Source organism: Desulfobulbus oralis, assembly GCF_002952055.1.
Taxonomy (GTDB): domain Bacteria; phylum Desulfobacterota; class Desulfobulbia; order Desulfobulbales; family Desulfobulbaceae; genus Desulfobulbus; species Desulfobulbus oralis.
On record NZ_CP021255.1, the window covers coordinates 1,658,899 to 1,670,627 of the forward strand.

An 11,729-nucleotide genomic window follows, 5' to 3' on the forward strand; every position below is an offset into this window, starting at 1 on the left:
AATGGGACACATTCGTTCGGTGGCGTATGCAATCGCCTTGTTGTTTCCCCTCTGCCAGTGCACGATTCAGGATGATATATATCGGTTGCAGAATCAGGTGCGCGCGGTCAACCAGAAGGTTGAAGCGCTGAGGGCAGGAGAGATGGGCTCTATGGAGCGTCGCCAGGCCAGCGCCGTGAACAAGCTGGGGGAGGTCGAGGACGAAACCCAGCGGATGCGCTCCAACATGGAGGACAGTATCGCCCAGAACTCCCGCTTTCAGACCGATGTCAAGCAGAGTATCGCGGGCATGCAGGCGTCGCTGGATTCCTCCCGCCAGGCCAGTGACAGCAAGGTTGCCGAGCTGAACGCCAGGATTGCGGCCCTGGAAAGCCAACTGCAACGCATGCACGACTCGGCCAGCAAGGCGCAGCAGGAAAAGGTGGCGGCTGCGGAACAACGTGCCGCCGAAGCGCAGAAGCGGGCAGAAGAGGCCCGCCGGCGGGCCAACGATGCGGCCAGACCCGGAACGACGCGCCCCGGCCATGCTCCGGAGCAGGGGCGGAGTCAGGGCTCAACAGCGGTTCCCCAGAATCCGGCGGCTGTGCAGATCACCACGGCTTCGGGAAAAACCAGAGTGGCTGGCGATGAGGTCGCTGTCCGCAACGGATCCGGCGCTGCAGCGGCACCTCCGCCTGGCGCGCAAAGGGCGGCCAGCACACCTGCAGCGACCCAGGCGCAGACCAGGGCGGCCTCTCCCGGCGGCAGCGCAGCGCCCGGCACAGCCAATGTGGCCATGCCAGCCAGCACGCCGGCTTCGGCTCCTGCAGCTTCTTCCTCCGACCCGTATTCGCGGGGCATGAGCCAGTACAATGGCAGGCAGTACAAGGAGGCCTACAAGTCCTTTGAAAAGGCGCTGGCCGCCAACCCCAACGGAAGCAAGGCAGCGGACACGCTCTACCATATGGGAGAAAGTCTCTTCAATCAGGGCGAGTACGATCTGGCTATCCTGGACTACCAGAAGGTCATTTCCAATCACGCCTCCAGCGCCCTGGCCTCCAAGGCCCTGCTCAAACAGGGCATGTCCTTTGAAAAATTGACCGACAACGAAACGGCGAAGATCATCTATCGCAAGCTGCTGAGCGACTATAAACAGAGCCCGGAAGCCAGTCAGGCCCAGGAGCGCCTGAACAAACTGTGAGCCTGGCGGGCAGGAAACAACGGCTGGATGTCCTGCTGGTGGCGCGACATCTGCCCTGAGGCCTGCAGCAGCCCGCGGCCTTGTCTGCGCTGAATCCACTCTCTGCCCGCTTGCCGGCACCAAAGGCAACCGGGAATTTTTTATACCTGGTCGGGGCCGCGACCTCATCCCCTTTCAGGCTCCGGAGGAGCCTCTGGCCCGCATGCAAGGTTCCTCTTTTCCGATCGATGCCGGCCGATTGCCCGCTGCCTGTTCCGGAGCGGAATGGGGGCTGGCTCAAGGTCGCAGGGTGTGGCGGGCGACGGCACAGGTCGGCAGCAGAAATCCCGACCAGCGATGGGCGAGCGCTCGTGGTCAAGCGCTGCTGGTGCAAAGCCTGCAAGTCCATTGGCCCTTGCGCGGGGAAGGCGGGGAGGCCTTTTTGCAAAAACCGGGACCTGCGCTGATGACCGGTGCGTCGGGCTCTGGCCTGATCCCCGATTTTCTGTAACCTACTATCCGCTTTGAGCAAAAGAAATAGATCATGAGTTCTCTTGCCCTTGTCGGCACCGAGGCTTCGCTCGCCTGGCAGGCAGCCCGGAAATTCCTTGCGACCGCTGACATCCGTACCTGCCCCGACATGGCTTCCCTGCTCGCGATCTTTGCCAGCGGTGCAGTCGATTTTGCCCTGTTTCCGGTATACAACACCCGGGAAGGGGAGCAGAAGCAGCAGTTTCGCTTTTTTGACCGCATCACCCAGGGCTACTGGGTGGACAATGTGGTGCTGTACTCGCAGATTTCTCTGGGCGTTTTCGATCCGTCCCAGCCGCCGGCGGAGCTGCGCAGCGTGCTGGGCACCAGGGATGCGCTCAGCCAGAGCGAAGAGTATCTGGAGAGCCATTTGCCGCATGCCACCGTCATCACTGTGGCAGATGTCCAGACGGCACTGGCCACTTTTGGCCGGGAAGCACGGCAGTCCGTGGCGGTACTGGACAGCGAGGAGCGCTTGCGTGGCATGGGCCTGCACGTTCTGGAACGGGAAATCGCGCCCTATAACCGCACCCGCTTTGCCGTGGTGGGCCGCACGCTTGCAGCGCCCAGCGGCTATGATGCCACGGTTTTCACCACCGAACCGCTCGCCGACCGGGTAGGCGTCCTGGTGGACATCCTGGGCGAGTTCTCCCGGCGCGGCATCAGTATTCAGGACCTGCGCACCGAAAACGACGTCAAGACGCAAAAACTGCGCATCTACCTGGAGGTGGAGGGGCATATCCAGGACCCCGGCATAGCCGCGGCTGTCGAGTACATCGAGAACCGGGTCATCCAGCAGAAGGGGGCCATGCGGCTTCTGGGCAGTTTTCCCCGCGTGGACATGCGCACCAAGCACATCAGGACCATCGGCTTTATCGGCACCGGCGCGATGAGCAGGTGGTTTGCCGAACGGCTGAGGGGAGAAGGCTACGAGGTGCTGCTCAGCGGCCGCCAAACCGAGCTCCGGCCGGAAGAGATGATCGCACGTGCCGATGTGGTGATAGTGTGCGTTCCCATTTCGGTCACCAGGGCGACGGTGAGCAGGTATGCCCCACTCCTGGATTCGGGCAAGGCCCTGATCCTGCTTGCCGGCGAGTCGGAAGAGAACCTCAGGGCCGCGCTGGCAGGCACCAGGGCGGATGTCGAAGTGATGCTGGTCCATAATCTTTGGGGCCCCCGGGCCGCCACCATGCGCGACAAGAACGCCATTGTGGTGCGAACAGCCAAAAGCGGCATTTTGTGCAGCGAATTCGAGTCATTCCTGTACAAGCACGGGGCTGGCATCTTCCACGATACGCCCAGGCGGCACGATCTCCTGATGGGCATCGGCCAGCGTCTGCCCACCATTATCTCCGTGGCCCTGGCCATGTCGCTCCACGACAACCGCATTGCCGGCGAGGATATTGCCAGCCACTGCACCCTGACTTCCCTGTATCCCATTCTTGCCATGGCCAGGGTCCATTCGCAGAACCCCCGCACCTATGCCGAAATTATGGCCACTGCGGGCGACAGCAGTAAAATCGCCCGGGATTTCGTGAAGAATCTGAACAAAGTCATTGCCTTGGCCGATGCTTCTGCCATCCCGGCGCTGATCGACCAGATCAATGCCAATACCCATACTTTTGACGGGCATTTTCTGGAAACCTGCATGCAGCAGGCCCGGGCCATTGACGACGTGCTGAGCCGGATGCTCTGATTCGGGTTTTTGCATGCAAGGCTCTCTTTAATGTCTCTTTCTGGGAATGGGAGAAAATCCCTCGCCTTGAGGCGAAGACTTCATGTACATCTGTTTGTTTCGCTTCCTCCACAGATTTCTGTGAGTAAATTGGTTGGCCGCATAAAAGGGAAAACCTCACGCAAGCTGCTTGCAGAAAACCGACGTTTGTCCGGGCAATTTTGGGGCCGTCATCTGTGGGGTCGCGGATATTTTGCCGCCAGTTCAGGCAATGTCACAGACGATGTCATCATGCAATATATTGCAGAGCAGGACTTGGAGGAGCGAGCCCACGATGACGATTTTACCCTGGCTCCGTAAGCCGCCTTGCAGGCGGCAATGGTTCGAAGCTACCGCCTTTAGGCGGTAGAGAATTCACTTGCCATCACCTGAGGATTGATGATGCTGGAAGATGTGTTGCGGTATCTTGAGGAAAAACGGAGCTGTCCCCACTGTGGGCAGACACTGAGCCTGTGCCATGCGCCGTCCATTCATGTGGGCGATGGTCTGGGCTGGGGCTCGGAGTATCTGTTCATCTGTCTGAACGACGAGTGCCCGATGTTCGCCGGGGGCTGGGATTTCATTGCCCAGCAGTATGGCCATGTGGGTTCCTATCGGTATATGGAACTTCCCGGCTCCAGGGAGAATCATGCCATGATGGTGGCCGGAAAGGATGCCTTTACCGGCAGCATTGTGGATGTGGACGAACTGCGGCGCCAGGACCAGCGGTATCAAAAACTGCAGGAAGCCCTGAGCCAGTTGGATACCTGCGTGGCCGAGCGGAATCTGGTCCCGGTGCTGACCGTGCTGCTGGATGATGCGGCCCGCCTGGACGAGCGCAAGCGGGCTGCATCCCTGTTGGCCGAGCTGAACGATCTCGACTGCGTGGAGCCGGTGCGCAATCACAGCTTCAGAGACGGGTCGCTGCAACTTCAGGTGAACATGGCCCTGAAGGCCGTGCTGGAGCATCACTACTTGAAGGAATGCCCCTACTGTGCCGAACTCATCAAGGCCCGGGCCAGGGTATGCAAGCACTGCAAGCATGAACTCGCCGCCTGATTCTGCTTGCGGAAAAGCCATCTATTGGGTATAGAGGCAACTTCATATGGTGAGTGTAGCTCAGCAGGTGGCAGCACCGGGTTGTGGCCTCGGAGGTCGTGGGTTCGAGCCCCTCCACTCACCCCATGCAGACAAAAAAGCTCGCATCTTGACGGTGCGGGCTTTTTTTGTCTTCTGGCCGGGCAGGCGGCGGGATGCAATTTTCGTGGCCAAGTACGCGCTTTGCGTGTAGGCTGCAACTGCACCGTTCTGTCGTGGGGAGAACTTCGTTTCCTGTGTGCGGAGGACATATGGTTTTTGAAGGCTTGAAGTTGATGGTGCTGGGCATGGCCGTGGTCGCCATCTTTCTGACCGTGATGATCCTGGCGATCAGCCTCTCGGCCCACTTGCTGCGGGCTTCGACTGCACGGGAGCTGGAGCAGCAGGGGAGCTCCGCCCAGGCCGGAGAAAAACGGCAGACGGCGGCCCGGTCGCCACACGCCGCAACCCGGGATGCGCCGGATGCGGAGGAGCGCCGGCGTCTGGTGGCGGTGCTGGCTGCCGCTGTGGCAGCACATCGTGCGCGACAGGCATCCTGAAAGAGTCATGGCGCTTTTGGCGCTGCCGGCCGTTTTGGAGGCTGGGCTGACAGCAGCGCTGCACCCTTCAAACTGAACTTTTGCGGAAGCAATCATGGGCAAGGTAACTCGGTACAAGATTGAAGTGGATGGCTTTACCTATCAGGTCAGTGTGGAGGACGAGAGCGGCTGCGTGGCTGCGGTGAGCAAGGAGGCCCCGGCGGCTGCGCCCCGGCAGTCCGCTCCGGAGGCGCCCAAGGCTGTCCGTCCCCAGAAGCGGGAACGTTTGGCCGTCAACACGATGATGCCCGGCCGGGTGTGCAGCATTCTCGTGCAGGTGGGCGACGAGGTCAACGAGGGCGACACGCTTCTGATGCTCGAGGCCATGAAGATGGAGTCGCCGATTTACGCCACCAAAAGCGGCGTGATCGACTCGATCGAGGTCAAAACAGGCGACAACGTCGCGGCCGGTCAGGTCCTCCTCAATATCCTCTAAGGACGAGGGCAAGACCTATGAAACGATTCGCCCTCCTGCTCCCGGGCCTGTTGCCGGCTGTCCTGCTCTGCGCGGGGCTGGCCTGTGCGGCGACGCCCGAAGGCCAGAGCGCCATGCCGCCCATTGGGGAGATGGTCAAGAGCTTCTGCACCAAAACGGGTCTGTGGGCCTTTCTGTTTCCGGAGGAAGGCGGCTGGACCAACGGCATGGGCCGTTTGATCATGATGGGAGTTGGGCTGCTCCTGGTCTATCTGGCCATTGGCCGGCGCTACGAGCCGCTGCTGCTCTTGCCCATCGGCTTTGGCACCATTCTGACCAATATCCCCATGGCCGGTATGAACGATCAGGCCAGCCTCCATCTGCTGACGGCCCTGGCCGGCGGCGAAACAGACCTCCACTTTGGCGGTCTCATTGGCGGCATGCTCAGCCTGATTTACGCCATCGGCATCAAGTCCGGGGCCTTTCCGCTCATCATTTTCATGGGCATTGGGGCACTGACCGACTTCGGCCCCATGCTGGCCAATCCGAAGACCGCCTTTCTGGGCGGTGCGGCCCAGTTCGGCATCTTCGCCACCCTGATCGGCGCCCTGCTTTTGAGCGACTGCATGCCGGGTATCCACTTCGACCTTCTGGAGGCTGCCTCCATCGGCATCATCGGTGGCGCGGATGGGCCGACCTCCATCTTTCTGACCTCGCGACTGGCCCCGCATCTTCTGGGCCCGATTGCGGTGGCCGCCTATTCCTATATGGCCCTGGTGCCCATCATTCAGCCGCCGATCATGCGCCTGCTGACCACGGAAAAGGAGCGCAGGATCCGCATGGAACAGCTCAGGCCGGTGGGCAAGCGGGAGAAGATCGTCTTTCCGCTGGTCGTGCTGGGCCTGTGCGCCCTGTTGATTCCCTCTGCCGCGCCCCTGATCGGCTTTTTCATGTTCGGCAATCTGATGCGGGAATGCGGAGTGGTCGGCCGTCTCTCCGATACGGCGCAGAATGCGCTCTTAAACATCGTGACCATTTTCCTGGGCCTGGGCGTGGGCGCGCAGATGACCGCATCGCTCTTTCTCTCCCCGAAAACCCTGGGCATTCTGCTGTTGGGCGTCATCGCCTTCAGCCTGGGCACTGCTGCCGGCGTGCTGATGGCCAAACTGATGAATCTTTTGCCCGGCCCCAAAATCAACCCCCTGATCGGCTCGGCGGGCGTGTCGGCAGTGCCCATGGCGGCGCGGGTCAGTCACGAACAGGGCATGCGGGCGGACCCGACCAATATGTTGATGATGCACGCCATGGGGCCGAATGTGGCTGGCGTCATCGGCTCGGCAATAGCGGCCGGCGTGCTGCTCACGCTGAAGAACATCGGCGGCTGAGCGAGGCTGGGCCGGGACCAGGCGGCGCCGGCTGTTTTTCCGGCCTGATCGCGCGGGCCGGTGATGCCCGGTTTTTGAAACTGTTTTTTGAGGAATTGGGGCTGTGGAAAGCGCAAGCAGCAATCTGGTGCCGGTTCACCGGCTGGATTCCGGGGCCGGGCAGGCGGCAGCCATGCGGCTGATCAGGCGTTTCAGTGATGAGGTGGTCTCCTGCGAGGCTGCGGTGCGGGAAATCCTGGCCCGGGTACGGCAGGAAGGCGACAGCGCGGTTTTGGAGTACTGCCGCCGCTTCGATGCGCCGGACATGACGGCGGCTGAGCTTAAAGTCGGTGCCGGAGAGTTCGCCGAGGCGGAGCGTCAGGTCGATGCCGGCCTGATGGCCAGCATTGAGGCCGCGGCCAGCCGCATTCGCCGTTTCCACGAGCGGGAGCTGCCGGATTCCTGGATGCTGAGCCAGGAGGAGGGCATGGTCACCGGCCGTCTGGTCCGCCCCGTGGATGCGGCTGGTCTCTATGTGCCCGGCGGCAGGGAGGGCTCGACGCCGCTGGTTTCCTCTGTGCTGATGACCGCCGTGCCTGCGGGCATTGCGGGCGTCGGGCGGCTGGTCATGGTCACGCCGCCGAACCGGCAGGGCAGGGTGCATCCGGCGCTGCTGGTGGCGGCACGCATTCTGGGCATTTCCGAGGTGTACAAACTGGGTTCCGCCTGGGCCGTTGCGGCCCTGGCCTTTGGCACGGAGAGCATCCAGGCGGTGGACGTGATCGCCGGGCCGGGCAACCAGTTCGTGGCCGAGGCCAAGCGTCAGGTCATGGGCCGGGTGCGCATCGACATGCTGGCCGGCCCCAGCGAAGTGCTGATCGTGGCAGATGACAGCGCCAATCCGGTCTTCATTGCGGCCGACATGCTGGCCCAGGCTGAACACGATCCCCAGGCCCTGCCCATGGCCATTGTCGCGACTCCGGAGCAGGCCGGGGCGGTGCAGGCCGAACTCGCGCGCCAGCTTCCGGAGCTGGGGCGGGAAGAGATTGCCCGCACCGCGCTGCTCACCCGGGGGCATATTTTTATCGAGCCGGACACCAAGGCCGCCATTCACCTGGCCAACCAACTGGCCAGCGAGCATCTGGAGCTGCATCTGTCCGATCCATGGCGCTGGCTGCCCCGGATCCGCCATGCCGGCGCCGTTTTCCTGGGGCACTACAGTCCGGAGGCCTGTGGCGACTATGTGGCCGGGCCAAACCATGTGCTGCCCACCATGGGTACGGCGAAGACCGCCTCGGCCCTGGGCGTGGAGACCTTTCTGAAGCACATTTCGCTTATCGACTACAGCAGGGACGCCCTGGCTCGGGATGCGGCGCATATCCGCAATCTGGCCGGGCTGGAGCGGCTGGATGCCCACGCCGCTTCGGTCGGTCGGCGCCTGTAACCGGCCTGAAGTCTGGCGCTGCGCCTGCAGGCCCATGCCTGGCCCGGCCGCTGAAGCCCCGGGCCTTTCCTTTCCGCTTTTTTTGTGGAGTGAGCCGTGAAGAAGATAGCAGTTCTGGCTGGCGACGGCATTGGCCCGGAAGTCATGGCCGAGGCCATCAAGGTCCTGGATGTGGCGCAGAAGCGCTTTGGCTTTGCCCTTGAATACCGGCAGGCAGATGTGGGCGGCATTGCCATCGATCACCATGGCGAGGCCCTGCCCAAATCGACGCTGGCCGCCTGCGAGGCTGCGGATGCCATTCTTTTCGGTTCGGTCGGCGGGCCCAAATGGGAAGGTCTGCCGCCCGCCCAGCAGCCGGAGCGGGCCGCGCTCCTGCCACTGCGCAAGCATTTTGACCTGTTCTGCAATTTCCGGCCTGCCAGGGTTTTCGAGCCCCTGGCCGCTGCCTGCCCGCTGCGCGCCGACATCGTGGGCCGGGGCTTTGACATCCTGGTGGTGCGGGAACTGACCTCGGGCATCTATTTCGGCCAGCCCAAGGGCCGGGAGGGGAGCGGTGCGGACGAGCGGGCCTGGGACACCAAGGTCTACAGGCGCTCCGAAATCGAGCGCATTGCCCACATGGCCTTTCAGGCCGCGCGCCGCCGCCGCCGCAAGCTCACCTCGGTTGACAAGGCCAATGTGCTCACCAGCATGGTTTTCTGGCGCGAGATCGTCAGGGACGTGGCCAGGAGCTATCCGGATGTGGAACTCAATCATATCTACATCGACAACGCCACCATGCAGCTTGTGCGCGACCCGCACCAGTTCGACGTCCTGCTCTGCGGCAACATGTTTGGCGATATCATCTCGGATGAGGCGGCCATGCTGACCGGCTCCATGGGCATGCTGGCCTCGGCCAGCCTCAACGGCGGCAGCTTCGGCCTCTTCGAGCCGGCAGGCGGTTCGGCTCCGGACATTGCGGGCAAAAATGTCGCCAATCCGCTGGCGCAGATTCTCTCCGCAGCCCTGATGCTGCGCTACAGCCTGGGCGAGGAAGAGGCTGCCAGAGCCATTGAAGGGGCGGTGGAGCAGGTGCTGGCCAACAATATCCGCACCAGGGACATTGCCGCCGCGGGGCATGCCCCGGTCAGCACCCAGGGCATGGGCGACGCGGTGGCCGTGGCGCTGGAGTCCTGAGATGCAGGAGGGCAGGGGGCCCATCATCATCGCGAACCAGGCGAGCCAGGAACTGGCTGGCAAGGTCGCCTCGCTCATGGGGCTTGAGCTCAGTGCCATGTGCATCCGCGAATTTGCGGACGGGGAAATCTATCACGCCTTTCCCCGGAGCCTGCGCGGTCATGATCTGGCGATCATCGCGGCCACACCGGATGATGCGAGCCATATGGAGCTTCTGGATCTGCTGGCCGGCGCCCGGTACTGGAACGCCCGCAGCGTCAACGTGGTGATTCCCTATCTGGGTTATTCCACCATGGAGCGGGCCAAACCGGACTCCGGCGAAATCCCCAAGGGCATCACCCGCACCCGCCAGCTTTTCCGCGCCCGGCCGGATTACGTGGCCTTCCTCGACCTGCACTCCGAGGCTGTGATGCATGCCCATACGGGCGAGGTGCGCATCCGCCACCTGTGGACGGAACGCATGGCCGCTGCGTACATTCGGCAACTGGGGCTCCAGGACCTGGTGCTGGTTTCGCCGGATTACGGTTTTTCCAAGCGGGTGGGGCGGCTGGCCGGGCTTTTGGATTGCCCCCATACCGCGGCCAACAAGGACCGCTATGACAGGGACAAGACCATCGTGGGCCAGCTTTCCAGCGCAGTGAAGGGACGCACCGCCCTTATTTGCGACGACATGATCCGCACCGGCGGTTCCATGCTGCAGACCATCGACCGCTGCCGGGAGGCGGGCGCCAGGGATGTGCTCGTCATGGCCACCCACCTGGTGCTGGCCGGAGATGCCCGCGCCCGTTTTCGGGACAAGGGTATTCGCTGCATTCTGGGTACGGACAGCTATCCGGGCCGCCGGAACGACGAGTTGGTCAAGGTCTTTTCCGTGGCCCCGCTCATTGCCGAGGAGCTAGCGGCTTATCTGGATATTGGTTGAGAATTCGGTGAAATCACCAGGAGAACACAGGATGCGCAAGGTAGCGATAGTAGGGTGGCGCGGCATGGTCGGCTCGGTTCTGATGGAGCGCCTGCGTCAGGAAAATGACTTCGGGCGTTTTGAACCGGTCTTCTGCTCCACCTCCCAGGTGGGCCAGAATGGCCCGGAAATCGACGGCAAAACCTACAGGCTGGCCGACGGCAATGACCCGAAAGTTTTGGCCGAAACCGACCTGATCGTCACCTGTCAGGGCGGCACCTACACCGAGAACATGCAGCCGAAGCTGCGGCAACTGGGCTGGCAGGGTCTGTGGATCGATGCCGCCTCCACGCTCCGCATGGACGACAGCGCCGTCATCGTGCTGGATCCGGTCAACCGCCACGTGATCGACCGGGCCCTGGAGGATGGGGTTAAAAATTTCATCGGCGGCAACTGCACGGTGTCCCTCATGCTTATGGCCCTGGGCGGTTTGTACCGGCAGGGCTGGGTAGAGTGGATCAGCAGCCAGACCTATCAGGCGGCCTCCGGCGCCGGGGCCAAGAACATGCGCGAGCTGGTGGAGCAGATGGCAGCCATTGCCAGGGCCAGCGCCACGGTGCGTGCGAATCCGGCCGCCGGCATTCTGGAGCTGGACCGGGAGGTGATTGCCGCCATGCGCAGCGGCGATTTCCCGGTGGCCAATTTTGGCGCACCGCTGGCCGGCAGCCTGATTCCATGGATAGACCGCGCGGTGGAGCAGGGCCAGACCCGCGAGGAATGGAAAGGCGGGGCGGAAAGCAACAAGATTCTGGGCCTGAGCCGCGAGGCGGGCACTTACGTACCTGTGGACGGTTGCTGCGTGCGCATCGGCTCCATGCGCTGCCACAGCCAGGCCTTTACCATCAAGCTGAAGCGCGACGTGCCGCTGGATGATATCAAGGCGGCCATCGCCGGCTACACCCCGTGGACCTATCTTGTCGACAATACGAAGGAGGAGAGTCTGCGCGAGCTGACTCCCGCCCGGGTGACAGGAACCCTGGACATTCCGGTGGGCCGCCTCCGCAAGATGCTTTTGGGCCCGGAGTACCTGAGCGCCTTTTCCGTGGGCGACCAGCTCCTCTGGGGGCGGCCGAGCCCATCCGCCGGATGCTGGGCATTGCCCTGCAATATCTGGGCTGATCCTTTGCCGCAGCAGTGACGGGGGCGCACCAGTGGTGCGCCCTTTTTTGTATGCAGCGGGGCAGAGTCCGTACCCCGACGCGGAGGGCCTTCGCGGGGGCAGGGATCCTGAAGCCGCTGCGGGTCGAGCGAAGCCACAGCAGGGCGGTGTGGAGGGACAGGAGGCAAGG

At 62.8% G+C, this 11,729-nt stretch carries 9 protein-coding genes, 1 tRNA gene and 2 pseudogenes; all 12 read left to right on the forward strand.

Features of this window, described 5'->3' with window-relative positions; all coding sequences use genetic code 11:
- Window position 1 precedes the first annotated feature (1 nt).
- The 12 genes and pseudogenes from CAY53_RS07375 to asd all read left to right on the forward strand — a co-directional run bounded on the left by CAY53_RS07375 (window position 2) and on the right by asd (window position 11,559).
- Entirely contained in the window at window positions 2–1,180 is a 1,179-nt protein-coding gene (locus CAY53_RS07375) for a tetratricopeptide repeat protein (protein WP_181040217.1), read from the forward strand.
- 523 nt (window positions 1,181–1,703) lie between these two features.
- A complete protein-coding gene (locus CAY53_RS07385) occupies window positions 1,704–3,386 on the forward strand; it encodes a prephenate dehydratase domain-containing protein (RefSeq protein ID WP_104936574.1) in 1,683 nt (560 codons plus the stop codon).
- Window positions 3,387–3,467: 81 nt separating this feature from the next.
- Window positions 3,468–3,725, forward strand: a pseudogene (tnpA, locus tag CAY53_RS07390) (IS200/IS605 family transposase); the annotation flags it as partial.
- A gap of 78 nt (window positions 3,726–3,803) precedes the next feature.
- Window positions 3,804–4,463: a zinc ribbon domain-containing protein gene (locus tag CAY53_RS07395; protein WP_245874767.1), complete on the forward strand. Its 660-nt coding sequence runs from the start codon at window positions 3,804–3,806 to the stop codon at window positions 4,461–4,463.
- 49 nt (window positions 4,464–4,512) lie between these two features.
- Window positions 4,513–4,589 (forward strand) — tRNA-His (locus CAY53_RS07400).
- 164 nt (window positions 4,590–4,753) lie between these two features.
- Entirely contained in the window at window positions 4,754–5,041 is a 288-nt protein-coding gene (locus tag CAY53_RS07405; RefSeq protein ID WP_181040218.1) for an OadG family protein, read from the forward strand.
- Between the two features lie 94 nt (window positions 5,042–5,135).
- The gene (locus CAY53_RS13495) at window positions 5,136–5,516 is read left to right on the forward strand and encodes a biotin/lipoyl-containing protein (protein WP_104936576.1); all 381 of its coding nucleotides are present in this window, start codon (window positions 5,136–5,138) and stop codon (window positions 5,514–5,516) included.
- Window positions 5,517–5,629: 113 nt separating this feature from the next.
- Entirely contained in the window at window positions 5,630–6,880 is a 1,251-nt protein-coding gene (locus tag CAY53_RS07415) for a sodium ion-translocating decarboxylase subunit beta (RefSeq protein ID WP_219842758.1), read from the forward strand.
- A gap of 103 nt (window positions 6,881–6,983) precedes the next feature.
- Window positions 6,984–8,303, forward strand: coding sequence for a histidinol dehydrogenase (hisD, locus tag CAY53_RS07420; RefSeq protein ID WP_245874768.1), 1,320 nt, complete (start codon window positions 6,984–6,986; stop codon window positions 8,301–8,303).
- Window positions 8,304–8,399: 96 nt separating this feature from the next.
- Entirely contained in the window at window positions 8,400–9,479 is a 1,080-nt protein-coding gene (leuB, locus tag CAY53_RS07425; protein ID WP_104936578.1) for a 3-isopropylmalate dehydrogenase, read from the forward strand.
- Between the two features lies 1 nt (window position 9,480).
- The gene (locus CAY53_RS07430; RefSeq protein WP_104936579.1) at window positions 9,481–10,401 is read left to right on the forward strand and encodes a ribose-phosphate diphosphokinase; all 921 of its coding nucleotides are present in this window, start codon (window positions 9,481–9,483) and stop codon (window positions 10,399–10,401) included.
- A gap of 31 nt (window positions 10,402–10,432) precedes the next feature.
- Window positions 10,433–11,559, forward strand: a pseudogene (gene asd / locus CAY53_RS07435) (aspartate-semialdehyde dehydrogenase).
- Window positions 11,560–11,729 lie beyond the last annotated feature (170 nt).

Coding starts and splice junctions, on each gene's coding strand:
- CAY53_RS07385 (WP_104936574.1), top strand. CDS start 1,704: ATGAGTTCTCTTGCCCTTGTCGGCACCGAGGCTTCGCTCGCCTGGCAG.
- CAY53_RS13495 (WP_104936576.1), top strand. CDS start 5,136: ATGGGCAAGGTAACTCGGTACAAGATTGAAGTGGATGGCTTTACCTAT.
- CAY53_RS07415 (WP_219842758.1), top strand. CDS start 5,630: ATGCCGCCCATTGGGGAGATGGTCAAGAGCTTCTGCACCAAAACGGGT.
- CAY53_RS07405 (WP_181040218.1), top strand. CDS start 4,754: ATGGTTTTTGAAGGCTTGAAGTTGATGGTGCTGGGCATGGCCGTGGTC.
- CAY53_RS07395 (WP_245874767.1), top strand. CDS start 3,804: ATGATGCTGGAAGATGTGTTGCGGTATCTTGAGGAAAAACGGAGCTGT.
- CAY53_RS07430 (WP_104936579.1), top strand. CDS start 9,481: ATGCAGGAGGGCAGGGGGCCCATCATCATCGCGAACCAGGCGAGCCAG.
- CAY53_RS07375 (WP_181040217.1), top strand. CDS start 2: ATGGGACACATTCGTTCGGTGGCGTATGCAATCGCCTTGTTGTTTCCC.